Origin of the sequence: Domibacillus iocasae (assembly GCF_001750285.1) — a bacterium.
In the GTDB taxonomy this organism is placed as follows: domain Bacteria; phylum Bacillota; class Bacilli; order Bacillales; family Domibacillaceae; genus Domibacillus; species Domibacillus iocasae.
In genome coordinates this window covers 307,504-331,850 of the sequence record NZ_MAMP01000024.1, presented here as the reverse complement: position 1 = coordinate 331,850, position 24,347 = coordinate 307,504, and the positions used below count along the sequence as shown (strand labels likewise).

27 protein-coding genes and 1 riboswitch are annotated in these 24,347 nt (G+C 46.1%); of the genes, 26 read left to right on the top strand and 1 reads right to left on the bottom strand.

Annotation, left to right across the window (positions count from 1 at the left end):
* Positions 1 to 123: 123 nt before the first annotated feature.
* The 26 genes from BA724_RS15665 (at position 124) to BA724_RS15540 (ending at position 23,663) form a co-directional block, all read left to right on the top strand.
* On the top strand, positions 124 to 933 hold the full coding sequence (locus tag BA724_RS15665) for a pirin family protein (RefSeq protein ID WP_069939605.1): 810 nt from the start codon (positions 124 to 126) through the stop codon (positions 931 to 933).
* Entirely contained in the window at positions 934 to 1,605 is a 672-nt protein-coding gene (locus tag BA724_RS15660; protein WP_069939604.1) for a response regulator transcription factor, read from the top strand.
* Positions 1,602 to 2,984 (top strand): sensor histidine kinase, encoded by a 1,383-nt coding sequence (locus BA724_RS15655; protein WP_069939603.1) that lies wholly within the window; start codon positions 1,602 to 1,604, stop codon positions 2,982 to 2,984. Before BA724_RS15660 ends, BA724_RS15655 begins: the two co-directional genes overlap by 4 nt.
* On the top strand, positions 2,981 to 3,481 hold the full coding sequence (locus BA724_RS15650) for a PepSY domain-containing protein (RefSeq protein WP_069939602.1): 501 nt from the start codon (positions 2,981 to 2,983) through the stop codon (positions 3,479 to 3,481). Before BA724_RS15655 ends, BA724_RS15650 begins: the two co-directional genes overlap by 4 nt.
* An 89-nt stretch (positions 3,482 to 3,570) precedes the next feature.
* Positions 3,571 to 4,083, top strand: coding sequence for a PepSY domain-containing protein (locus BA724_RS15645; RefSeq protein WP_083256259.1), 513 nt, complete (start codon positions 3,571 to 3,573; stop codon positions 4,081 to 4,083).
* 69 nt (positions 4,084 to 4,152) lie between these two features.
* Positions 4,153 to 4,343, top strand: a riboswitch (cobalamin riboswitch).
* Between the two features lie 133 nt (positions 4,344 to 4,476).
* The gene (locus tag BA724_RS15640; protein ID WP_069939600.1) at positions 4,477 to 4,848 is read left to right on the top strand and encodes a (2Fe-2S) ferredoxin domain-containing protein; all 372 of its coding nucleotides are present in this window, start codon (positions 4,477 to 4,479) and stop codon (positions 4,846 to 4,848) included.
* Positions 4,845 to 6,410, top strand: a complete 1,566-nt coding sequence (cobJ, locus tag BA724_RS15635) for a precorrin-3B C(17)-methyltransferase (RefSeq protein WP_069939599.1) — start codon at positions 4,845 to 4,847, stop codon at positions 6,408 to 6,410. The genes BA724_RS15640 and cobJ overlap by 4 nt, the downstream gene beginning before the upstream one ends.
* A gap of 12 nt (positions 6,411 to 6,422) precedes the next feature.
* Entirely contained in the window at positions 6,423 to 7,307 is an 885-nt protein-coding gene (locus BA724_RS15630) for a sirohydrochlorin chelatase (RefSeq protein WP_069939598.1), read from the top strand.
* Positions 7,304 to 8,083, top strand: coding sequence for a precorrin-6A reductase (cobK, locus tag BA724_RS15625; protein ID WP_069939597.1), 780 nt, complete (start codon positions 7,304 to 7,306; stop codon positions 8,081 to 8,083). Before BA724_RS15630 ends, cobK begins: the two co-directional genes overlap by 4 nt.
* A complete protein-coding gene (locus BA724_RS15620) occupies positions 8,073 to 8,717 on the top strand; it encodes a precorrin-8X methylmutase (protein ID WP_069939596.1) in 645 nt (214 codons plus the stop codon). The genes cobK and BA724_RS15620 overlap by 11 nt, the downstream gene beginning before the upstream one ends.
* A complete protein-coding gene (locus tag BA724_RS15615) occupies positions 8,714 to 9,802 on the top strand; it encodes a cobalt-precorrin-5B (C(1))-methyltransferase (protein ID WP_069939595.1) in 1,089 nt (362 codons plus the stop codon). Before BA724_RS15620 ends, BA724_RS15615 begins: the two co-directional genes overlap by 4 nt.
* Positions 9,795 to 11,003 carry a bifunctional cobalt-precorrin-7 (C(5))-methyltransferase/cobalt-precorrin-6B (C(15))-methyltransferase gene (locus tag BA724_RS15610; protein WP_069939594.1) on the top strand — a complete coding sequence of 403 codons (1,209 nt, stop codon included), beginning with the start codon at positions 9,795 to 9,797 and terminating at the stop codon, positions 11,001 to 11,003. Before BA724_RS15615 ends, BA724_RS15610 begins: the two co-directional genes overlap by 8 nt.
* The gene (gene cobI, locus BA724_RS15605; protein WP_069939593.1) at positions 11,000 to 11,704 is read left to right on the top strand and encodes a precorrin-2 C(20)-methyltransferase; all 705 of its coding nucleotides are present in this window, start codon (positions 11,000 to 11,002) and stop codon (positions 11,702 to 11,704) included. Before BA724_RS15610 ends, cobI begins: the two co-directional genes overlap by 4 nt.
* Positions 11,701 to 12,474 carry a precorrin-4 C(11)-methyltransferase gene (gene cobM / locus BA724_RS15600; protein WP_069939592.1) on the top strand — a complete coding sequence of 258 codons (774 nt, stop codon included), beginning with the start codon at positions 11,701 to 11,703 and terminating at the stop codon, positions 12,472 to 12,474. Before cobI ends, cobM begins: the two co-directional genes overlap by 4 nt.
* On the top strand, positions 12,471 to 13,538 hold the full coding sequence (locus tag BA724_RS15595) for a cobalt-precorrin 5A hydrolase (protein WP_069939591.1): 1,068 nt from the start codon (positions 12,471 to 12,473) through the stop codon (positions 13,536 to 13,538). Before cobM ends, BA724_RS15595 begins: the two co-directional genes overlap by 4 nt.
* A gap of 46 nt (positions 13,539 to 13,584) precedes the next feature.
* On the top strand, positions 13,585 to 14,958 hold the full coding sequence (locus BA724_RS15590; protein WP_069939590.1) for a cobyrinic acid a,c-diamide synthase CobB: 1,374 nt from the start codon (positions 13,585 to 13,587) through the stop codon (positions 14,956 to 14,958).
* Positions 14,955 to 15,680, top strand: coding sequence for an energy-coupling factor ABC transporter permease (locus tag BA724_RS15585; RefSeq protein ID WP_069939589.1), 726 nt, complete (start codon positions 14,955 to 14,957; stop codon positions 15,678 to 15,680). The genes BA724_RS15590 and BA724_RS15585 overlap by 4 nt, the downstream gene beginning before the upstream one ends.
* Positions 15,677 to 15,952, top strand: a complete 276-nt coding sequence (locus BA724_RS15580; protein WP_069939588.1) for an energy-coupling factor ABC transporter substrate-binding protein — start codon at positions 15,677 to 15,679, stop codon at positions 15,950 to 15,952. Before BA724_RS15585 ends, BA724_RS15580 begins: the two co-directional genes overlap by 4 nt.
* Positions 15,949 to 16,611 (top strand): energy-coupling factor transporter transmembrane component T family protein, encoded by a 663-nt coding sequence (locus tag BA724_RS15575; protein WP_069939587.1) that lies wholly within the window; start codon positions 15,949 to 15,951, stop codon positions 16,609 to 16,611. Before BA724_RS15580 ends, BA724_RS15575 begins: the two co-directional genes overlap by 4 nt.
* On the top strand, positions 16,608 to 17,411 hold the full coding sequence (locus BA724_RS15570; RefSeq protein ID WP_069939586.1) for an energy-coupling factor ABC transporter ATP-binding protein: 804 nt from the start codon (positions 16,608 to 16,610) through the stop codon (positions 17,409 to 17,411). Before BA724_RS15575 ends, BA724_RS15570 begins: the two co-directional genes overlap by 4 nt.
* A gap of 96 nt (positions 17,412 to 17,507) precedes the next feature.
* Positions 17,508 to 18,752: a polysaccharide deacetylase family protein gene (locus BA724_RS15565; RefSeq protein ID WP_069939585.1), complete on the top strand. Its 1,245-nt coding sequence runs from the start codon at positions 17,508 to 17,510 to the stop codon at positions 18,750 to 18,752.
* Positions 18,753 to 18,881: 129 nt separating this feature from the next.
* On the top strand, positions 18,882 to 20,180 hold the full coding sequence (locus BA724_RS15560; RefSeq protein ID WP_069939584.1) for a hemolysin family protein: 1,299 nt from the start codon (positions 18,882 to 18,884) through the stop codon (positions 20,178 to 20,180).
* Between the two features lie 118 nt (positions 20,181 to 20,298).
* Complete coding sequence (locus BA724_RS15555) at positions 20,299 to 21,756, top strand: nicotinate phosphoribosyltransferase (protein WP_069939806.1); 1,458 nt, start codon at positions 20,299 to 20,301, stop codon at positions 21,754 to 21,756.
* Positions 21,757 to 21,862: 106 nt separating this feature from the next.
* The gene (locus tag BA724_RS15550; protein ID WP_069939583.1) at positions 21,863 to 22,435 is read left to right on the top strand and encodes an IMEF encapsulin system ferritin-like cargo protein; all 573 of its coding nucleotides are present in this window, start codon (positions 21,863 to 21,865) and stop codon (positions 22,433 to 22,435) included.
* 12 nt (positions 22,436 to 22,447) lie between these two features.
* The gene (locus BA724_RS15545; protein WP_069939582.1) at positions 22,448 to 23,302 is read left to right on the top strand and encodes a family 1 encapsulin nanocompartment shell protein; all 855 of its coding nucleotides are present in this window, start codon (positions 22,448 to 22,450) and stop codon (positions 23,300 to 23,302) included.
* The gene (locus tag BA724_RS15540) at positions 23,295 to 23,663 is read left to right on the top strand and encodes a 2Fe-2S iron-sulfur cluster-binding protein (RefSeq protein WP_069939581.1); all 369 of its coding nucleotides are present in this window, start codon (positions 23,295 to 23,297) and stop codon (positions 23,661 to 23,663) included. The genes BA724_RS15545 and BA724_RS15540 overlap by 8 nt, the downstream gene beginning before the upstream one ends.
* A 79-nt stretch (positions 23,664 to 23,742) precedes the next feature.
* Here the strand turns inward: BA724_RS15540 and BA724_RS15535 are convergent, their stop codons facing one another.
* On the bottom strand, positions 23,743 to 24,222 hold the full coding sequence (locus tag BA724_RS15535; RefSeq protein ID WP_069939580.1) for a hypothetical protein: 480 nt from the start codon (positions 24,220 to 24,222) through the stop codon (positions 23,743 to 23,745).
* Between the last annotated feature and the right edge of the window lie 125 nt (positions 24,223 to 24,347).

Genomic DNA, 24,347 nt, shown 5'->3' with positions numbered 1-24,347 from the left:
CACTTTTCTCACGCAAAGAAAGTAATTTGTTTACAGCCTGTGACGATCCATACAGATCGTCTTTTTTTGGACAAAAAGCGGCAGCACAACGATAATAAAAGGAACGAAAGGGGCGATGTCAAAATGGCTGAAGTCAAAAAGTCATGGACGATTCAATTTAATGAAAGAGGGTTTCCGCACGTTCAGCAGGCTTTTGTTCTGCCTCCGGACATGATGAAGGAAGCTGATCCGTTTATTTTACTGGCAGAAGATTGGTTTAAACGGGGCACATTCGGTGATCATCCACATAAAGGTTTTCAAACGATCACATACGTTATTGATGGCCGTCTTGAGCATATTGATAATAAAGGCGGACGGGGTATTCTGGAGGCCGGCGATGTTCAATATATGAATGCCGGTTCGGGCGCGCGCCATGCAGAGGAGCCAGTGGCGGAGGATATTGTTCATTCGCTCCAACTTTGGCTGAATTTGCCGGCATCATTGAAACAGTCTGAACCGTTTTACCAGGATATTTATTCAGAAAACGTACCAGTAAAAAAAATCGGTCCGGCGCAAGTTCGTGTTTTTGCAGGGAATGGAGGACCGATGAAGCCGCTGGTTCCGTTCATGATGAATGAAATCAGTCTGCCGGCCGGTGAACAGTACACACACAAACTCGAACCGGATCATACTGCATTCGTTTATGTACTGGGCGGCCGCTGTGCTTTTGGCGAAAATGAAACAGTGTTGGAAAAAGGACAAGCCGCACTATTAACGAAAGGGCATGACATTCAAATCAAATCAGAAGCACGTTCTAAAGTGCTGATCTATTCCGGTAAGCCGCATGGAGATCCAATCATCACACATGGTCCGTTTGTCATGAATACACAGCAAGAAATCCGGGAAGCGTTTCTTGACTATCAATCCGGCAAATTTGGTCCGGAGGCGAAATAAATGGGCGGACAGCGTATTTTAATTGTAGAGGATGAAGAACGAATTGCCCGCGTCTTAGAACTTGAGCTTGAGCATGAAGGTTATGAGACGAAAAAAGTGCTGGATGGGCTGGATGCGCTTTCCGCATTTCGAGAAGAAACATTTGATCTTGTACTGCTCGATGTCATGCTGCCAGGGCTGGATGGCATGGGGGTGCTGCGGCGAATCCGGCAAGGAAGCAGTGTGCCGGTTATTTTGCTGACGGCAAAAGACGATGTGGCCGATAAAGTGGACGGACTTGATCTTGGCGCCAGTGACTATGTAACAAAACCGTTCGATATGGATGAGCTGTTAGCCAGAATTCGGGCAGCACTCCGTACAACAGTCCAAAGTGCTTCTTTATCAGCAGCGGACTTAGCCGTTAACGAAGAATCGCGGGAAGTAAAGCGTGCCGGCCAACTAATCGATTTGACGCCACGTGAATATGATTTGCTCGTTTATTTACTGAAAAATAAGCGGCATGTCTTATCGAGGGAGCAGCTTTTGGACGGAGTGTGGGGATATGATTACTATGGAGACACAAATGTTGTTGACGTTTACATCCGTTACGTGCGGAACAAAATTGACAAGCCGTTTGATGGACCGCTTATTCATACGGTGCGCGGCGTCGGCTACGTGCTGAAGGAATCATGAAGCTGAAAAATAAAATCCATCTTGGGACGAGCGTCCTGCTCATCGCAATTGTTGTACTGATGAATACAGCCATTTATGCGGCAGCCTCCATTATGCTCAAAGAAGCAGATATCGAGAGGGCAGCGGCGGATGCGGCGCGGATCACCAGTGGCATATCGAACCCGTCCGAATCGATTGAAAGCAGTGATTTGCTCAGGGCATACGCACCGGCAGATGGCATGGTGAGAGTTGTTTTGCCGGACGGCACAGTGGACGGAGTCTCCGTATCGCCAAATGCCGCGGCACTCCGTGAACGGGAAGCCGTTTTTGAAACGTCAGAGCAGCAAACGGTCATTGAAGAACATTCATCACGCTATGCGCATGTTTCGCTCCCCGTCATTTGGCGCGGTGGTGAAGTGGCATCACTTGAACTGATGGAAAATTTGCAGGCGACTGACCGCATTTTAGATATTTTGCAGATTGTTCTCATCGTGGTGTCCTTTTTAGCAGTTATTCCCGCTGCTATCTCTGCACGTATGCTCAGCGCCATTATTTCAAATCCGGTTGAAGATATGACACAAACGATGCGCCGCATTCAAAAAAGCGGCACGTACGAACGGATTGAAACAAATAAAAAACGCCACGATGAACTTCAGGAAATGGCGCGCACGTTTAATGACATGATGGACTTGCTGGGGGAAAATTACCAGAAGCAGGAATCGTTCGTTCAAAACGCCTCTCATGAATTGAAAACACCGCTGACAGTAATCGAATCATACGCGAATTTATTAAGGCGGCGCGGCAAAGAACGGCCGGATTTATTTGATGAATCAGTCGAAGCGATTCATGAAGAAGCCATTCGCATGAAAGAGCTGACACAGCAGTTGCTTACACTCGCCAGACGCGGAGAAACATGGGACATGAACGTGGAAACAGTCGACATTCCTGGATTTGTTGAAGAAGCAGCGGGCTCTTTTGAAAAAGCGTATGGCCGGCACATAGAAATCACCATTATTGATCCATTCAGCATGAAAACGGACAGGGCCAAATTGCGCCAGTTACTATATATTTTTCTCGATAACGCACGTAAATATTCTGAGGACGATATTCACATCGAAGTGAAAAAGATGGAAATTCGTATCATCGATCATGGGATTGGCATTCCTTCCTCTGATCTTGAAAAAGTCTTTGACCGGTTTTACCGGGTCGACAAAGCACGGTCACGCAAAACAGGCGGGTTTGGGCTCGGGCTGTCGTTTGCAAAAGAATTGGCTGCTGTCATTGACGCGGGTATCCGAATTGAAAGTGAGGAAGGAATGGGCACGACTGTGATCCTGACTCTTAGCGAATTCTCATTTTCCTCCCGTACACTAAAAGAAAAACAGGAGGAAAGAAAATGAAGAAAATGTTGATCGTATTGATCCTTGCTGTCGCGGCTGCTGCTGTTTTTTTTCTATATCAGCTATTCCGGCAGCCGGACGTTACAATGGCGGAAGCTGGTGAAAAACTCGCGCAGCAATATAATGGGGCAGTGATCAAATCAACAGAAGAAAAAGGTCAATTTGTTTATATGATTCAAGTCGCAGAAGGTGAATATAAAGTGGCCGTTGACAGCGAAACAGGTGAACTGATTGGAATGACCCGCACGAATCAGGAAGCAGCACCTTCTAAAGAACCGAAGCAAGGATCGGAAAACACAACAAGACAGCTGACACCGGAGGAAGCTGAACAAATCGCTTTAAAGCAAGTACGGGGTGTGATTGATGAGGTGGAGCTGGGGGATGAAGAAGAAGCCGGCTCCTATATTGTTGATATTGACGCGGAAAATGGTGAAGAAGCGACCGTACAGGTCAATGCAGTTTCAGGTGACGTTATATCAATTTCGTGGGACGATTAACATTCTCATGAAACTCTCATTTTCTCCTCCCTTTTTTCTCATTTTGTCTGGCTATTATATAAGCAAGAAAGAAAAATAAGGAGGAAACAATGATGAAAAAAACAACGATTGCAGGCGGATTCTTAACAGCAGGTCTTTTAGGCGGCGGTGTTTTGTGGGGCGTGCAAAACGACAAAATTCAAGCGGAAGTACCCGGTCTTGACGCGAAATTGACGATGGAAGAAGCAAAATCGATCGCTGAAAAAGAAACACAATCAGTTGTTGAAAGCATTGAATTGGAAAAGAATTTGACTGGTCCGGTATATGAAGTGGATACACAGGATTATGATGTGAAAATTGACGGAAATTCTGGTGATATTGTGAAAAAAGAACGTGACGACGATGACGATGTTAATGATCAAAATGAAAATGCCAGTGTAACTGTGACACAGGAAGAGGCGATTGCGGCAGCGCAAAAACAAGTAAAAGGCAAGGTGAAAGATATCGAGCTTGATGATGGTCACTACGAAATTGAAATTCGTGACGGCAATAAAGAAACAGAAGCTTACGTGAATGGTTCGACAGGCGAAGTACATGTTGGAGAGACAGACCTGGACGATTAATCCAGGTCTTTTTTTATTTTTTGCTTGTCAAAAGAAGTCGTTTCCTGCTAAGGTTAATCATAACAAAACTAAATACCGAACATTAAGAGTGCCCGGAGTTTGTACGTCCGGGATAATAGGGAAACCGGTGAAAGTCCGGTGCAGCCCCCGCTACTGTAAGCGTGATGAAATTGTCTGATTACCCACTGGATTTGTCCGGGAAGGGAGACGAAAGTAAAATGACCGCAAGCCAGGAGACCTGCTTTTAATGCCGATACATCATTCTTCGGTGGGAAGAACGGGATGAATGCGCATGGCTTTTTTGACCGGCTCTCTTTTAATGCGATTTTCTGCCCCTGCTTCCACCGTAGAAGCGGGGGCTTTTTGCGTTTCTAAAAAAGGGAGTGGATCAAGATGGCGACATGGAATTTAACCAATATGAATAAACATGTGCTAATTTGCAATGGCTCGACATGTATGCGAAAAGGCGGCGAAGAAGTCACCCAGGTGATTCGTAATGAAATTACAAAGCGTGAGTTAGATGCACAGGTTCATACAACAAGAACAAGATGCAATGGGCGGTGCAAAGATGGCTGTGTCGTTGTCGTGTATCCGGAAGCCGACTGGTACTTTGAAATGGATGAACAGCGCGCCAAACAAATGGTCGTCTCGCATTTGCAAAACGATCAGCCGGTAAAAGAATGGGTGGCATATGAGCGATCAGGAGACAGGATGCAGCTGTTGAATGGACGGTTTAAAGGAACGGAAAAAGGTGAGAAAAAATGACGGGAACATTATACGTTGTTGGCTTCGGCCCCGGCCATGAGGATCATATTACTGATCGGGCAAAGCAGGCGCTGAAGGAAAGTGATTATGTTATTGGCTACAAAACATATATGGAACTTGTCGCTCCACTCATTGACGGAAAAGAAGTCATTTCGACCGGGATGAGCGAGGAGGTGAGCCGGGCGCAAGCGGCTGTCAAACAAGCGGAGCGAGGCAAAACAGTCTCGGTCATTTCAAGTGGGGACGCTGGGGTCTACGGCATGGCAGGGCTCGTTTACGAAGTGCTTGCTGAACAAGGATGGGATCGGAAAAACGGCATTACAGTCGAGATCATTCCAGGCATTTCCGCGATCAATTCATGCGCGTCGCTGCTTGGCGCTCCGATCATGCATGATGCATGCACGATCAGCTTAAGTGATCATTTAACGCCGTGGGAATTGATTGAAAAGCGAATTGATGCTGCCGGAGCCGCTGATTTTGTCATTGCGCTTTATAACCCAAAAAGCGGCCGGCGCACAAAACAGATCGAAGAAGCGCAGCGCATTTTGCTGAAATATCGTAAGCTGGAAACACCTGTCGGCCTTGTGAAAAGCGCCTACCGTGATCGGGAAGAAGTCGTTATGACAACGCTTGGAGAGATGCTTGAGCATGACATCGGCATGCTGACAACCGTCATTATCGGCAACTCGACGACCTTTTTTTACGACGGGCTGATGATCACACCGCGCGGTTATACACGCAAATACACATTGACTGAAGAAAAGCAGCCGCTTCGCCCGCATGAACGGCTCCGTCCAGAAAATGAACCGTGGGCGCTTCACGGTGGAGAAGAAGAAAAAAAGCAGCCTCTGAAAGAGCTTGGCCTTCAGGCGCTCGCAGCGATGCAAAAGCAGAAAAACGCGCCGCCGGAAGTAAAAGCGATTTTTGAAGCGGCTGTCAGCCCGGGGGTAGTCAATAAGCACTTTACACCGCAGCAGCTTATCGCATTGTCAGAAGCAGCCGGTGAAAAGGGGACGATTGAATATACGCCGCATCATTACGTTATGCTAAAAACAGAAACAGCCGACCCGGCGCCGATTATTGAAAAACTGCGTGAAGTTGGTCTTGAACTTGCGCCTGTCGGCGATGTTGTCACAGTGAAGGCGTGTGATTTTTGTAACGGTGACAAAAGCGATGCAATTCCACAAGCCGAAAAGCTGCAAAGAGATCTTGGCGGGCTGAGCGTACCGAAAGAGCTTCGCATTGGCGTGAACGGGTGTGGGATGGCCTGCTATGGTGCGGTTAATGAAGACATTGGAATTGTGTACCGAAAAGGGGCATTTGACTTATTTTTAGGCGCAAAAGTGGTCAGCCGTACAGCGCACCCAGGTGTATATGTGGCAGAAGGCATCCCGCCTGAAAAAATCGTTCCGATGCTTACGCAGATCGTGGAGGAATACCGCGAGTCCGGTCATCCGAACGAGCGGTTCTTCAAATATTTTAAGCGCGTTGGAGAAGTGGAAGGGTTTATACATCGAGATATGCCGGTGCCGGACGTTGAGCCGATGCCGTGCGGCGAATAAGGGGGAGAATAGATGAAAGCAGTACTTTTTGTTGGACATGGCAGTCGTGATCCGGAAGGGAATCAGCAAATTCTTCAATTTGTGGAAGGTTTTTTACCGGACTTGAATCCGCTTGTTTTGTACGAAACATGTTTCTTGGAATTTGCGCGTCCAGATATAGCGGAAGGGATCAAGCAGTGTGTCGCGCGCGGGGCAACTGAGGTAGCGCTTATACCTCTTATGCTGCTGCCGGCGGGACATTCAAAGATTCATATTCCAGCCGCGATTGATGAAGCGAAAAAAGAGTATCCAAATGTGATATTTACATATGGCAAGCCAATTGGTATTCACTACGAAACTTCAGTTATTTTAAAGGAACGCCTGCAGGGTGCAGGTGTAGATCCGGACAGTGCCGGGGAGCGTGACGCTGTTATCTTACTCGGGCGCGGTGGCAGCGATGCTGATGCCAACAGTGACTTATGCAAAATTGCCCGTATTTTATGGGAAAAAACGTCATTTGAAACAGTGGAACCGGCTTTTTATGGTGTAACAAAGCCATCACTTCCTGAAGCGGTCGAAAAAGTGAAAAAGCTTGGGGCACAAAACGTCATCATCTTACCTTACTTTTTATTTACCGGCGTATTAATCAAACGAATTGAAAAAGACTTAGATCTGTTCCGCACACAATTCCCGGAGTTGTCATTTGCACTGGCCGATTATTTTGGTTTTCATCCAAAGCTGAAAACCATTATTGCGGACCGGATCGATGAAGCGCTCGGCGGCAAGCCGTTAATGAACTGTGATACGTGCCAGTACCGCTTTGAAGCGGGCATTCATCACCACCATCACCATGATCACGAGCACGATCATCACCATGATCACGATCATCATCATGACCAAGAAGAGGCGGTTCGATGATTTTCTTTTTAGCTGGTACGAGTGATGCGAGAGAACTCGCTGTGAAGCTTCAAAAAACCGGGCGATTCGTGACGGCGTCGGTCGTGACCGAAAATGCGGCGTCGGAGCTCGAGTCAGCCCGAATTCCTGCACGCATCGGAAGACTGGCTGCGGATGATATGGCTCTCCTGCTACAAACGGGCTATACCACTGTCATTGATGCAAGTCATCCTTTTGCAGAGGACGCATCACGGAATGCCATTCAAGCTGCCCAAAAAGCGGGGCTTCCCTACATCCGCTATGAACGGGCCGGCACACAGATTGAAGAGCATCCACTTGTCACAAGAGTCAATACTTATGAAGAAGCAACTTCAGTGGCTTTGGATAAAGGTGGTGTTGTGCTGTTGACGACCGGCAGTAAAACATTGCAAATATTCACGGAAAAGCTGCTGCCGCGTGAAGATATCCGCTTGATTGCAAGGATGCTTCCGCGAATGGACAACATGGAAAAATGCACTGCACTTGGGCTGCCGCAAAAAAATATTGTCGCCATGCAGGGACCGTTTACGAAAGAATTCGACCTGGCATTGTACCGTCATTATGGCGTAACAACAACGGTCATGAAAGAAAGCGGTGCGATTGGCGCGGTGGCGGAGAAAATAGAAGCGGCAGTATCACTCGGGATTGAAACAATCGTTATTTCCCGTCCGCCGGTCAACTACCCGAACCAATGCGAAACGTTTGATCAAGTGATACACACATTAACTCGTCTGGAGGAATCCAAAAATGGACTTTAAAACAGCTTTTGTACCCGAAACGGTTAAGCCGATGGAAATCGAATCACTCAGCTTTTCAATGATTGAAGAGGAATATGGACCGCATGATTTGACGCCGGAAGAATTTGCGGTCGTTCAGCGTGTTATCCATGCATCTGCCGATTTTGAACTGGGCAAAAGTGTGCTGTTTCATCCGAATGCAATCGAATCGGGCATTCGGGCGATCCAAAACGGCACTCGTGTTATTTGTGATGTGCAAATGATTCAGTCCGGTGTTTCAAAGCCTCGTCTTGAAAAGTTTGGAGGCTCCGTACACGTTTATATTTCTGATGAAGACGTGATGAAAGAAGCAAAAGAACTTGGACTAACACGAGCCATTATCTCAATGCGAAAAGCAGCGGCACTCGGTAACGGCGGTATTTACGCGATCGGTAATGCGCCAACCGCTCTTTTAGAAATTATCCGTCTGGCGAAAGAAGGAATTGCAAAACCTGATTTAATTATCGGAATGCCAGTTGGGTTCGTTTCGGCAGCGGAATCAAAAGAAGAGCTGGCAAAGCTTGATATTCCGTTTATTACAAACATTGGCCGTAAAGGCGGCAGCACGGTTACGGTCGCGGCGCTGAATGCCCTGTCGCTTTTAGCTGTAAAATGAAGCCGGTTCCGGATAAGCCGCTTCGGACAGGGTATACAACCGGATCATGTGCAACAGCGGCAGCAAAACTTGCCCTTCAAACGCTCCTGACCGGCCAGCAGCCTGAATCTGTTTCGATTTATTTGCCGGCAAAACAATGGGCGCACTTTACGCCTGAATTTGTAGAGGTAAGCGCTGCCTCTGTAAAAGCGGGCATAAAAAAAGATGCGGGTGATGATCCGGATATTACGCATGGCGCAGTGATATGCGCGGAAGTAAGCTGGTCGGAAGCGGCGGGTGTTCACCTTGACGGCGGAGAGGGAGTCGGAAGGGCAACCAAACCCGGTCTTGATGTCGCACCGGGTGAAGCCGCCATTAATCCAGTGCCGCGCCGCATGATAACAGAAGCTGTCACCGAATTGCTGGATGAAAGCGGGGCTGGAAAAGGCGTCCGGGTCATTATTTCGATTCCAGGCGGAGAAGAACTGGCAAAGAAAACATTAAACGCAAGGCTTGGCATTTTAGGAGGACTGTCCATTTTGGGCACAAGCGGCATCGTTCGGCCATTTTCCACTTCTGCATACCGGGCAAGCATCGTCAAAGCAATTGAAGTCGCTGTAGCCGCCGGCTGTACACATATTGCCGCAACAACAGGCGGACGGAGTGAAAAGTATGCAATGGCGCAGCTGCCAGATTTGCCGGAAGAAGCATTTATTGAAATGGGTGACTTTGTCGGATTTACATTAAAGCATTGCAAGCGGCTGGGCATTCAAAAAGTGACGCTGGCAGGAATGCCGGGGAAGTTTTCAAAAGTCGCTCAAGGCGTCATGATGGTGCATTCGAAAAGTGCGCCGGTTGATATGAATTTTTTAGCTGGCATGGCAGAAGAAGCCGGGGCTGCACCAGAAAAAATTGAAGAAGTGCGCGGGGCCAATACAGCGACGCATGCAGCGGAATTGATGGCGGACTATCCGGCATTTTTTGCGCTTTTTTGCCGCAGCTGTTCGGTAAACGCCGTACGGGAAGTGCGAGGCGGGATGTATGTTGATACGCTGCTCTTTGCGATGAAAGGACAGCTTTTAGGAAAGGCGGAATATAGTGAATAATATACATATTATCGGCATCGGCGCGGATGGAGCGAACAGTCTTCACCCCCGCCAGCTCGACCGTATAAACCAAAGCAGCTTTTTAGCAGGCGGTGAACGGCAGTTGTCTTATTTTCCGAATTTCAAAGGAGAGACATTTGTTATACGAGGCAACTTGAAAGAGTTGAAAAAACGGCTTCAGGATGAATCGCGTCCGGCGGTCGTGCTTGCATCAGGCGACCCGCTTTTTTATGGCATCGGCGCTTATTTATCGGGAAGTGTTGAGGCAATGATTGACCCGCAGCCGTCCAGTGTGCAGCTGGCTTTTGCGCGCATGAACGAATCATGGCAAAATGCGAAAATCATCAGTGTACACGGGCGTGGTATAACCGGGCTCGCCCAGAAGATCGATGGGGAAGAAAAAGTCGCGCTGTTAACAGATGAAACGAATTCACCAGATGCTATTGCCCGTTATTTACTTTATTTTCACATGATGGAATATAATGCATTTGTTGCGGAAAACATTGGCGCTGCAGATGAACGGTGCCGCCATTTCACTCTTGAACAAATGGCGGCAGCATCGTTTGCGCCGCTAAATGTCGTGATATTAAAGAAAAATCGTGCGGCTAAATCATGGACAACGGGTATTCCAGACGCTGAATTCAGCCAGCGAAAGCCAGACAAAGGACTGATTACAAAACGGGATATCCGCATTCTAACAATTAGCCGGATGAATATTCACCGCAGCAGCATCGTGTGGGACATTGGCACGTGTACCGGTTCGATCGCGATTGAAGCCGCAAAAATCGCTAAAGATGGTGCTGTATTTGCCATTGAGAAAAACGAGCCGGACCTTGCGAATGCCCGGGCCAATTTTCAAAAATTCCGTACGGACGTAACACTTGTGCACGGCAAAGCGCCGGATGGGCTTGAAGCGTTTCCTGATCCCGATTGCGTTTTTATGGGCGGCACGGCCGGAAATATGGACAAGCTGATCGATACATGTGCCAAACGGTTAAACCCAGGCGGTACGATTGTATTGAATGCGGTCACGATTGAAAGCATGTCAAAAGCCTATCAGTTGTTGAAAGAAATCGGCTTTGACGTCGACATGGCGCTTGCGCAAGTATCTTTGTCAAAACCGATTTTAAATATGACGCGTTTTGAAGCGCAAAACCCCGTCTACATTATTTGTGCGACGAGAAAAGAGGAGCAGTCATGACAGGTATTTTATATGGAATTGGCGCAGGGCCGGGCGACCCGGAACTATTGACGGTAAAAGCATTTCGCATTTTATCGGAAAGCAAGGTCATCGCATTTCCGAAAAAACGTTCTGGCGAAAAAAGCTACGCACGCCAAATTATTGACGCTTATATTGATCCAAAGGAGAAAGACATGCTAGGCCTCGTGTTTCCCATGACAAAAGATCCTGTCATTCTTGAACGCGAATGGAACAAAGCAGCTGATGCTGTGGCTGAAAAATTGGAATCAGGCGAAAATGTAGCGTTCGTTACAGAAGGTGACCCGATGCTGTACAGCACATTTATTCATATGAAAAACGTGCTGTTGAAAAAAATGCCCGATGTGAAAACAGAAGTGGTGCCGGGCATTTCATCTGTAAATGGGACAGCTGCCCGCTTAAATATTCCGCTGGCGGACGGGGACGAACACGTGGCGATTATTCCGGCAACGGATGACCGGGATGCGTTAAAACGGGCGATTGAGCATCATGACTGTGTGATCTTTCTAAAGGTGGCAAAAGTGGCTGCGCTTATCTCCAGTGTCATTCGGGAGCTTGGGCTTGAACAATACGCCCATGCCGTCACAAAAGTGACATCTGAAGATGAAGTCATTTGGACACTCGACGAATTTGAGCGGGCGGAACCGAACTATTTAACTTTAATGGTGGTGAAGAAAAAATGAAGCTATATATCGTTGGAGCGGGACCAGGAGCCCCGGATTTAATTACGGTCCGCGGCCTGAAGCTTATGCAGGAGGCGGATGTTATTTTATATGCCGATTCACTCGTCAATGAAGAGTTGATGAATGGCTGCAAGGAAGGAGCGGTGGTCCTCAAAACAGCCGGCATGCATTTGGAAGAAATGGTTGAGACGATGGTGAACCACTTAAAAGAAGGGAAAAAAGTTGTCCGGCTTCATACGGGTGATCCCGCTGTATATGGTGCTATTATCGAGCAGATTGCCTTATTAAAAGAAGCAGGCGTTGAAACAGAAATCGTACCCGGAGTCAGTTCGGTTTTTGCGGCCGCCGCGGCAGCGGGTGCAGAGCTGACGATACCAGACGTAACGCAGACTGTTATTTTAACACGGGCAGAGGGACGGACGCCGGTACCGGAAAAAGAACAGCTAAAAGACTTGGCCAAGCATGAATGCACAATCGCCTTTTTCTTGAGCGCCACGCTGACAAAAAAGGTAACCCGGGAACTTGTCGAAGCGGGCTGGTCGGATGAAACGCCGGCGGTTGTTGTATACCGCGCAACGTGGCCGGATGAAAAAATCGTCCGGACGACCATTGGGAATTTGGATGCGGCTATGCGTGAAAACGGTATTCGCAAACAGGCAATGATTTTAGCGGGAAAAGCGCTGGACCCGGATATTGCAAAGTCCGGTCATCGGTCAAAATTGTATGATAAAACCTTTACACACGGCTTTCGGAAAGGAATCAAGCAATGAAGATTGCCATAGCATCAATTACAAAACATGGCACAGAAACTGCCCGCAAGCTCGCGGAAGACATGCAGGCGGATTTATATTACATGTCGAAATTCCGCCACGGGGATGAAGAAGAAAAAGGCATTACATTATTTGACGGCTCTGTCCGCCTCCAGCTGCCAATGATGTTTGAAAGATATGATGGCATCGTGCTCATTATTTCACTCGGTGCGGTTGTCCGAATGATCGCGCCGATTTTAAAAGACAAAAAAACCGATCCGGCTGTTGTGGTGGTTGATGACCGGGCGGAACATGTGATCAGTGTTCTATCAGGTCATATTGGCGGTGCCAATGAACTAACGCAAAAAGTTGCCCGATTAACAGGTGCACGGCCGGTCATTACAACCGCATCAGATGTGCAAAAAACGATTCCCGTTGACATGTTTGGCCGTGAATTCGGCTGGACGTTTGAATACGATCATTACTTAACACAGGCGGCAGCAGCGGTTGTGAATGAAGAACCGGTGCTTGTTGTTCAGGAGTCAGGAGAAACGAACTGGTGGAAGCACGCCCGGCCAATGCCGCAGCATATTCGAACTGTAACATCTGTGGAAGAAGCGGCTCAAACAGTCCATCATGCCGCTCTTGTTGTGACGCATCGGCTGCTGAGCGAAAAGGACCTTGCTTCTCTCCGTTATCCGGTTGTTTACCGGCCGAAGTCAATTGTAATCGGAATCGGCTGCAACCGCGGCACAGACGAGCAGGAGATTGAAGCGGTGGTTGATGAAACACTTTCTGAGCTTTCGTTTTCCAAAAGGTGCGTAAGAATGGTAGCATCGATTCATTTAAAAAAAGACGAAGAGGGCATTTTATCACTCGTCGAAAAAAATAAGTGGCCATTTATCACGTTCTCACCGGATGAATTAAATAAAGCGCCGATGAGTGAAAAATCAGAAACTGTTTTTAAATTTACCGGTGCATATGGTGTCAGTGAACCGGCTGCTTATCTGGCTTCAGATGGGGGAAACATTGTTCTGCCAAAGAAAAGAAGCGGCAATGTTACGATTTCTGTAGCGGTAATGTAGACGACCTCTTTATCTATTAGTGAATATATATAAAGGAGGAATCAACATGTCACAACGATTGGTCATAGCAGGAACAGGCAGCGGCGCAGGTAAAACGACTGTGACGCTCGCTTTGCTCGGCGCCTTAATCCGGCGCGGTCTTTCCGTTCAGCCGTTTAAATGTGGCCCCGATTATATTGATCCGACGTACCATACAGCTATTTGCAAAAGGCAGTCCCGCAATCTTGACAGCTGGATGGGTGATGAGGAAACGATGAAGAGTATTTTTTTACGTGCATCAAAAGCAGCGGATATTTCCATTATTGAAGGGGTTATGGGCATGTTCGATGGAAAAGATCCGCTTAAAAATGATGGCAGTACCGCACATATTAGCTGTCTTTTGGATGCGCCGGTGCTGCTTGTCATTGATGCATCCGGAACAGCTCGAAGCGCGGCGGCTGTTGTGAAAGGATTTCAGGCAATGGCACCGGGACAAATAGTGGCGGTTATTGCAAATAAAACGGGCAGTGAAGGGCATTTTCAGCTTATTGAACAGGCTGTCATGCAGGAATGCGGCATTCCAGTAGTTGGACATTTATTAAAAATGCCGGGGGTCAATGTGCCAGAGCGGCATCTCGGTCTCGTACCGGCGGTTGAACGCGGCGATTTAAACAGCTTTTTTGACGCATTGGCAGAAGCGGCAGAGAAAACCATCGATTTAGAACAGATTATACAACTGTCTGCAGCACAGAAACTGCCGGCTCCTCAACAGACAATTTTCGATAAAAAAGAAGGAATTTCCGTTACCGTCGCAGTCGCAAAAGATGCGGCTTTTCATTTTTACTATGAGGAAAATCTTGAAATGCTTCAGGCGCAAGGGGCTGATCTTCACTTTTTTTCACCGCTTGCCGGTGATCCGGTACCGAGTGGTGCAGATGCCCTCTATATAGGCGGTGGATTCCCGGAAGAATTCGCTCCGGTTTTAGCGGCACAGTGTGAAACAAGAAAATCAGTTCGAAATGCTATCGAATCTGGCATGCCTACACTTGCAGAATGCGGAGGGTTCATGTATTTAACAAATGAACTTGTGACAGTGGACAGCCATACATATCCAATGTGCGGCGTTGTGGAAGGAAGAACAAAGATGAAATCCACACGGGCAGCGCTCGGCTATCGTGAATTGACATCTACGAAGCATGCATGGCTGCCGGAAGGAACAATGGTAAAAGGGCATGAATTTCACTACTCTGTTTTTGAGCATACGGAAGAAACGCTGACTGCTTTTCAGTCAAAAAGCCGGTTTGGAAACAAGTCGGACGGCTGTACGGTTTTTAACACGATTGCCGGGTATGCGCACTTGTATTTCCCATCAAATCCAGCCGTGCCGGCTGCGCTCGTTAAGGCAGCACGAATTTATCAACAAAAGAAGGTGACAACATGAAAAAGACAGCTGTTGTATTGGCTTTAGCCGCTTTTTTTTGGCTGAACACATATACAGAGCCGGCAGCGATGCATATAATGGAAGGATTTTTGCCGGTTTGGTGGTCTGTTTTTTGGTGGATCGCGGTCATACCGTTTATTATTTGGGGATTAAAAACACTAAAAACGGCGATTGATGAAAACCCGGAAGCAAAATTAATGATCGGGTTTGCAGGCGCCTTTGCTTTTGTACTGTCCGCACTAAAAATCCCATCCGTAACAGGGAGCAGCTCCCATCCAGTCGGAACAGCGCTCGGTACGATGCTATTTGGTCCGGCCGCGATGACAGTGCTTGGAACAGTCGTTTTGTTGTTTCAAGCGCTTCTCTTAGCGCACGGTGGGATCACAACGCTTGGCGCCAATGCATTCTCAATGGCTGTCGCTGGTCCATTTGCGGCGTATGCTGTTTACAAAGGGTTAAAAAAAGCAGGTGTTAAGCCGAGTACAAACGCCTTTTTCACTGCTTTTTCTGCCAATATTGTCACATACACTGTTACATCCTTGCAGCTGGCACTCGCGTTTCCTTCTGAAGCCGGCGGTGTATATGGATCATTTCTTGAATTTGCGGGTATTTTTGCAGTAACTCAAATTTCATTGGCTGTTTGCGAAGGGTTATTAACAGCGGCGGCTGTAAACTGGCTTGAAAAACATCGTACTTCCTTAAAAGGAGTGAATTTTTCATGAAGAATATAGTCTTAATTTTGTTTGCAGCTGCCATCGCCGTGATTCCACTGTTTATGTGGGAAGACAGCGAATTTGGCGGTGCGGATGGATTGGCAGAAGAAAAAATCACAGCAATTCAAGCGGACTACACGCCTTGGGCAAATCCGATCTTTGAACCGCCCGGCGGTGAAACCGAGAGCCTGCTTTTTTCTCTTCAAGCCGCCATCGGAGCAGGGGTTATCGGGTACGTAATGGGAATGATCCGGGCACGTTCAAAGCGGGAAAAGCCATGAATCAGATTGATACTGTATCGCGCCAGACACGGTTTTCACTCGTTCATCCGATGGAAAAAGCAGTGCTGCTTCTTATTTGCTTATTAATCATCGGATGCTGGCGGACACCTATTGCGGGATTATCTGTTGCATGCGCCGCTCTTTTTTATGTGGTTGTGGCCCAAGCGTCCATCGGATTTTATTTGAAATTGCTCGCTGCCCCGCTTCTGTTTATTACGATGGGAATTTTGCCAATTGCTTTTTCATTTGATGGATGGCTGAAGATTGCTTTCAGTGAGAAATCATTAAACGACGCTGTTTTAACCGCTTCCTCCGCTTTCGGCGGCGCTAGTGCGTTGTATGCATTTATTTTAACGACTCCGTTTAGCCAGACTGCCTGGCTGATGAAAAAAATCCGCATTTCCTCATTGTTTATTGACATTGCCGTTCTTGTTTATCGCTTTATTTTTCAGCTGGCAGAGCGAAAAACGGTTATTTGGCAGGCGCAGTTACTCCGTGGGGGACGTCCGGGTATTCAAATGGCGGCGCGGACAGCTGCCCACACATTTACATCAACGATGCTGGAAATGGAAACACGGCAGCAGGCTGCCGAACTGCGCGGCGGACTTGACTACTTTGCAGTGGCAGACTGGCACTCGTTTTGGAGAAATAAAAAATGATCCAGTTTCAAAACGTATCTGCTTCCTACCCGGATGGAACAGTGGCATTAAAAAATATATCTTTTTCCATTAAGCCGGGCGTAAATGTAGCAGTTCTTGGGGAAAGCGGGTCGGGGAAGTCAACGCTTTTTCAGCTTTTAGCCGGATTGATCAAGCCTGTAGAAGGGGTGATATCGCTAAATAATGAAAGGCTGCATTATAAGAAAAAGGATCTCCACTATTGGCGTACACAATTTGGGTTCGTTCTACAGAATCCAGATATGCAGCTATTCGCCCCGTCAGTTGAAGAAGACGTGATGTATGGGCTTTTGCAGCAAGGGCAAACGCCTGAAGAAGCGAGGGTAAAAGCAAGAGAGGCGCTGAATGCGTGCGGTGTTGATCATCTTCGGCATAAGCCGCCTCATACATTAAGTGCGGGGGAAAAGAAAAGAGCAGCGATTGCAGGAGCAGCCGCGATGAATCCGGACATCTTTGTAATGGATGAACCGGAGGCGGGGCTTGATCCGGTTAATACAAGCAGGCTAACTGCTCTTATTCACAACTTCCATCAGCAGAACAAAACGGTGATCTGTGCAACACACAATATAGACTTTGCTTATGAGTGGGCGGATGAATGGCTGATTTTGAATGAGGGTAAGCTTTTAGTTTATGGGAATTCAAAACATTTTTTTGAAAAAGATTCTCTTCGATCAATAATTGAATACCCATGGGCCTATGAAATTGGACGGATGACTAAGACATTTCCGTTGACAAAAAAAGACGCACTTCAACAATTAAGGAAAACTATGACGAAAAAGTAACAAATTTTTCATGAAAGTATTGTATTAGGGTATCTCAGTGTTTACAATAATAAATGGAAGGTAAATCCAAATATTTTGTATGTATAGGGGATACACATGGAAAAGAAAAAGACCATAATTGCCTTGCTGACAAGTGGGTTTTTATTATTCGCCATGGTGGTGGTCAACTTGATTGTAACGGTAACAGATCATAATAAAACGGTATGGGCAACGAATACAACGAAATCGCCCTATGAAAATATAGATATTAAAACAAGACAAGCAAAAGAAAAACAGTATCATCTGGCATTCCAGTACCCTGTTTTTAAAAATGCTTCATTAAATAAGAACTTTGAGCAGTATGTAAAGGGAAAAGAAACTGATTTTTTGAAAGAAATAAAAAAAATAGATGAGAAAAAATTAATGAAAGAGCCCGCTTCTTTATCGCTTACCTTTGAGCTCATTCCAGCCGGCGGAGACGTTTATTCCATTTTAATTAATGAAAAAACGTACGTTACCGCTGAAAAAAGCCGCTCATCTGCTGAAATTTTTGTTATCGACATAGAAGACGGTGCATTCGCTAAACCATCGGCTTTGTTTATTGACCCGGATAAAGCTTCAAGTGCGCTGCACACGCCAGTGGATTTAAAAAGTTCCACTTTATTTATTCAAAAAAATATGGTTGTTTTTTTAAATAAACATGAAAAGCGCGAAGGAAGCCTGCCTATTAAAAAAGTCGCGCCTTTTTTAAAAAAAGAATGGCGGGATCGTTTTTCTTTTGAAGAATCCGAAGAAAAAACAGCCGCTGGTGAAAAAGTGAAAAAAATTGCCCTTACATTTGATGACGGGCCAAACCCGGAAAGCACGGAAGCTATTTTGGCTACATTGAAAAAGCATCAAGCAAAAGCGACCTTTTTTATGCTTGGAAACCGGGTTGAACGTTATCCGGAGCTTGTAGACAAAATCGTACAGGAGGGACATGAGGTCGGCAATCATTCATGGAGCCATAACGATTTCACAAAACTTGAATCTGCTGATGTGAAAAGCGAAATTGACCGGACCGCTGCCGCAGTAGAAGCTGCAGCTGGAGTCTCTCCGCTTGCTGTCCGCCCTCCGTATGGGGCAACTAATGAAAATGTAAATGAAGTTATTGGCGTGAAGCCGGTGCTTTGGACAATCGACACAATGGATTGGAAATCGCATGATCCGAAAGCCATCTGTGCGATTGTAAAAAAAGAAGCAAAAGACGGCTCGATTATTTTAATGCACGATATTCATCAAACGACTGCTGAAGCTCTCGATGAATTGGTGTCATCCCTGCAAAAACAAGGCTATGAATTCGTAACCGTCAGTGACATATAACACAAAATCCGGTTTGGCAAAGGCCAAGCCGGATTTTGTGTTATAGAAAGTGGAACGTGATATGATAAGAAAAATAATTGTGATTTTTGAAAACAGGAGGTGGATGCTCCGAATCGTCGGAGCCTGTCATTGGAGATTGTTAATTTACTCGGCATTGTGCTTTTAATCGCCTTAACCGCTTTTTTCGTAGCGGCGGAATTTGCCATCGTTAAAATGAGATCATCGCGCGTCGACCAGCTTGTGGCGGAAGGGAAACCTGGGGCTTTAGCAGTTGAACGTGTTACAACGCACTTAGATGAATATTTATCTGCCTGCCAGCTTGGTATTACGATTACGGCACTTGGCCTCGGCTGGATCGGGGAGCCTACTGTTGAAAAGCTGCTTCACCCACTTTTTGAGCGGTTTGAGCTCTCGTCATCTGTTGCGTCTATTTTATCATTTGCGATCGCTTTTTCCATCGTGACCTTTCTTCATGTTGTGGTAGGAGAACTGGCACCCAAAACGGTAGCCATTCAAAAAGCAGAGGCCGTAACACTGGCGCTTGCCGTTCCACTCATTTGGTTTTACCGGATTATGTATCCATTTATATGGATATTAAATGGGTCCGCCCGGTTTATTACCGGTCTATTCGGACTGAAGATGGCTTCTGAACACGATTCTGTTCATACGGAAGAAGAGTGGAGGCTGCTGCTCTCAGAAAGCTACAAAAGCGGTGAAATTAATCAAAACGAACTAAAATATGTAAATAACATTTTTGAATTTGATGAGCGGCTGGCCAAAGAAATCATGGTGCCGCGGACAGAAATGGTCGGCTTAGCCATTGACGATACGCTTGAAGCTGTGTTGGCTGTCATTAAAGAAGAAAAGTATACACGCTATCCGGTCATTGACGGCGATAAAGATAACGTCATCGGCATGGTCAACTTTAAGGAAATCCTAAGTGTCGCGGTAAAAGGAAAGCCGCTTCCGCAAACAGAGCCGCTGCGTCAATTTGTGAAGCCGGTCATTCGGGTATTTGAAAACATGCTCATTCATGACTTGCTTGTAAAAATGCAAAAAGAGCGGACACATATGGCCATTTTAATTGATGAATATGGCGGCACATCCGGCCTTGTCACCGTTGAAGACATTTTAGAAGAAATTGTTGGAGAAATCCGGGATGAATATGATGCGGATGAAATTGCAGAAGTCCGGAAAATAAAAGACGGCCATTATATTTTTAGTGCGAAGGTACTGATTGGCGAAGTGAACGTCCTGCTTGGAACTGATCTCAATGATGAAGATGTTGATACGCTTGGCGGATGGTTTTTAACAGAGAAAATTGATACCGCTCTTCATGATGTGCTTGAGACAGAGGAATGGGTGTTTACGATCACTGAAATGGAAGACCATCACATTTTATATATTGAAGCAAAGAAGCGCCCATAGTGGCCGCTTTTTTTGTTCGTTTAATGCGCAATTTGAACCGGATGTATTGCCGGAACGATCAAAAAGGTGTAGGATGAGAGGAATAAAGCATGATGGAAAAGCAAAGGGAGTAAAAACAATGTCACGATACGAAGACGACAGCCTTGCCTTGCATACCGACCTTTACCAGATTAATATGGCCGAAACGTATTGGCATGATGGCATCCATACAAAAAAAGCCGTATTTGAATTATATTTTCGCAAACTTCCATTTGGAAACGGGTACGGTGTTTTCGCCGGACTTGAAAAAATTATCGATTATCTAGAAAATTTTCGTTTCTCGCAAAGCGATATTGATTACTTGCGGGACATTGGCTACGAAGAAGATTTTTTAGCTTACTTAAAAGATATGACATTTACCGGTACATTAAAAAGCATGCAGGAAGGCGAGCTTGTTTTTGCGAATGAGCCGATTTTGCGAATCGAGGCCCCGCTTGCAGAAGCGCAAATTGTAGAAACGGCGCTTCTTAACATTGTAAATTATCAAACATTAATTGCGACAAAAGCGTCACGCATTAAGCAAGTGCTCGGTGATGAAACCGCCATGGAATTCGGCTCACGACGGGCCCACGAAATGGATGCGGCTGTTTGGGGAACACGGGCCGCCTACATCGGCGGATTTGATGCGACGAGCAACGTCCGGGCCGGCAAGCTGTTTGGTATTCCCGTTTCTGGAACGCATGCGCACGCACTTGTACAAACATATAAAGATGAGTATACAGCTTTTCATAAATATGCAGAGCGTCATCGGGACTGTGTTTTTTTAGTAGATACGTATGACACGCTCAAATCCGGCATGCCGGCTGCTATTCAGGTAGCAAAAGAGCTTGGGGAGCAAATTAACTTTATCGGCATCCGGCTCGACAGCGGAGATATGGCGTATTTGTCAAAAGAAGCGCGGAAAATGCTTGATGAAGCGGGCTTTCCAGAGGCACATATTGTTGCTTCTAATGATTTAGATGAATATACAATCATGAACTTAAAAGCACAAAATGCAAAAATTGACGTGTGGGGCATTGGGACGAAAGTCATTACAGCGTATGATCAGGCGGCGCTTGGAGCGGTGTATAAACTTGTGTCGATTGAAGACGGCGATGGTGAAATGACAGACACGATCAAGCTGTCTGCCAATCCGGAAAAAGTGACAACACCGGGGCTTAAGCGTGTTTATCGCATTATCAATAAACTGAATGGCAAAGCAGAGGGAGATTATATTGCGATGGAACATGAGGACCCGCAGCATGCAGAGCGGCTGAAAATGTTTCATCCAGTTCATACGTTTGTCAGCAAATTTGTAACCGATTTTGAAGCGCGTGAGCTGCATGAACTGATTTTCCTTAATGGAGTGCGCGTGTATACATTGCCGGATATTGAATTAATCCGGGAGCGGACAAGCGACAACTTGTCCCTGCTGTGGAATGAATATAAGCGGGCGCTCAATCCAGAAGAGTATCCAGTTGATTTAAGCCAGGCCTGCTGGGACAATAAAATGAAAAATATAGAATCCGCTAAAGTACAGCCGCAAGGGCAGGCATAGCGAAAAAAAAAACGGCACCAAAATTGGTGTCGTTTTTTCGTGTATTCTTTGCCCTGGCGGAAAGCAAAGATTATAATAAAAGAAGTTAAACTAGGAGGTGCGTCTCGTGAAAGAAGAATTGAGTGAATTTTATAATATCTTTACCGGCACGAAAAAAGATATTGAAAGCTTTATGGCCATGCTGGATCCTGTCATCAACAATGCGGAAGATGATCATGAGCGGCTCTATTATCACCATATTTATGAGGAAGAAGAACAGCGGCTGTCCCGGCTTGCGGAATTAATTCCGTTAATCGAAACATTTCAAGCTGGAAAAGGCGGCGATTTTTCGCCATCCAATAATACATTCAACCGCTTGCTGCAGGAGTTGAATTTAGAAAAGTTCGGCTTGCATAATTTTGTAGAACATTTAGACCTTGCGCTGTTTCAATTTAAAGACGCCGAACGTCAGGCGAAATTGTCTGAAATGCGGGGGGCAAATCACACAAGTTATCAGTTTGTAAAAGAAAAGCTCGCCGGGATAAACGAACGGTTTGACACAGGCTATTCAGATCCGCATGTGCATCATGATGAGCATGGTGACCATTTGGATCATCATGTGCACGCAGGGCCAACACAACCGGCAAAGCCGATAAGAGCAAAACGATCATTTACGGTAGGGTCGCTTATTTCAAAATAGGGGGAATAGTTCATGAGCAAAGTACACTTATATCCAGATGCACCGCTGTCGGCGGGTGATTTTGATGAGCTTGATCAAATTATTATTGAAGCAGCAAAAAAACAATTAACCGGACGTAGGTTTATTGAATTGTATGGTCCGCTTGGGCGCGGTGTTCAAAGCATTCACACTGACATTTTTGCTGAAAAAAGCGCTGCCCATATGGATTTGCAAGGGTCATTTGATACGGAAATTGAATCTGCGAAGCGTGTAAATTATACGATTCCAATGCTTTACAAAGATTTTGTTTTGTATTGGCGTGACATTGAGCAGGCGAAAGCCCTTGATATACCGATGGACTTCTCCGCAGCAGCAAATGCAGCGCGCGACGTAGCACTTTTAGAAGATGAAATGATTTTCCATGGTGCCAAGCAGTTTGATATTCCGGGGCTGATGAACGTAAAAGGGCGCCAGACACATTTGATCAGTAATTGGTATGAATCCGGCACGGCGTTTCAGGATGTTGTCGAAGCACGTGGAAAGCTGATGGAAATGAATCATAACGGTCCATATGCACTCGTGCTGTCACCTGAATTATACGCACTGCTGCACCGGGTTCACCGCGATACAAATGTGCTTGAAATTGAACACGTTCGTGAACTCGTAACAGACGGGGTATTCCAGTCACCGGTTTTAAAAGGGAAAACAGGTGTCCTTGTGAATACAGGACGCAACAATCTCGACCTGGTAGTTTCCGAAGATTTTGAAACAGCGTATCTCGGCGAAGAAGGGATGAATCATCCGTTCCGTGTGTTTGAAACGGCTGTACTCCGCATTAAGCGGCCGTCTGCGATCTGCACATTTGCCGATCCTAGAGACGATGAATAAAAATTGGACAGTTGGCTCACTTATTCCGGGCAAAGAGGCACGGTTTATTTCGGAAAAGCCACCGGTCCGTTCAGCGGAAGTCAAACGCCAAAAAACAGAGATGCCACAACAGGCCATCGTTGAACTGAGACAAGGAAACACGTCCTGTTCAGTCCCTGTATCCTCAGGCACCACCTTGCTGGATGCTGCACTTAAACAAGAGTGCGGTATTCAGTACAAATGCCGCAAAGGAACGTGCGGCCAGTGTGCGGTTGAAATCGTTTCAGGCACTTCATATTTATTGGGGAAAAATGAAGCGGAGCAAAAAAAGCTTGGCTCATCAACGCTTCGTTTGGCCTGCCAAAGTGTGATAAACGTGTGAAAAATAAAACAGGAACCCCATAAGCGGAGTTCCTGTTTTTCATGAAAAAAAGCCTTTCAAAAAGGCTCGTATATGCATATTAAGCAAATTTCTTCGTATTCATCGAGACAACATTTGATTCTATCGCGAACGGCAAACCGACGTGCCGTTTTTCAAGTTCATCGATGCTGACGTCGCGTACGAGTTTCAATGCTTCTTTCTTAAATGAGTTTGTAACAAATCCTTCATTTACTTCACATAGCTTCCGTAAGTATCGAAGAGTTTCCTCTGTCATCATTTCCCGGACAGACTCATTGTTCAATTGGCAGATCAATTTATGGCGAAGACCTTTCATTACACCAATTTGATCTACGTGTGCTGTAACGTTTTCACCTTTTTCTGCAACAAAGCTAAATGAAATATATTTTCCCTGTGACAAATCGACATTCGTAAAGACCGGATTCGCATATGTTTCACCGGATGAAAGTGTAATAGACTCGGCTTCCGCAGCACCGCCCAGCTTGCGGCTGTTAGCAATGACCATGTGGATGTCTTTGAGTCCATGAAGCATCCCATTCATGAAGTCTCCCTCTTTCCATCGTCGTTATTGTACTTTCATCTTATAGCGAATGAGAATCATTGTCAACAAAAAAATAATAAAGAAACTGCCTATATTATTATTCGATAGTATCTTTTGAAATGACG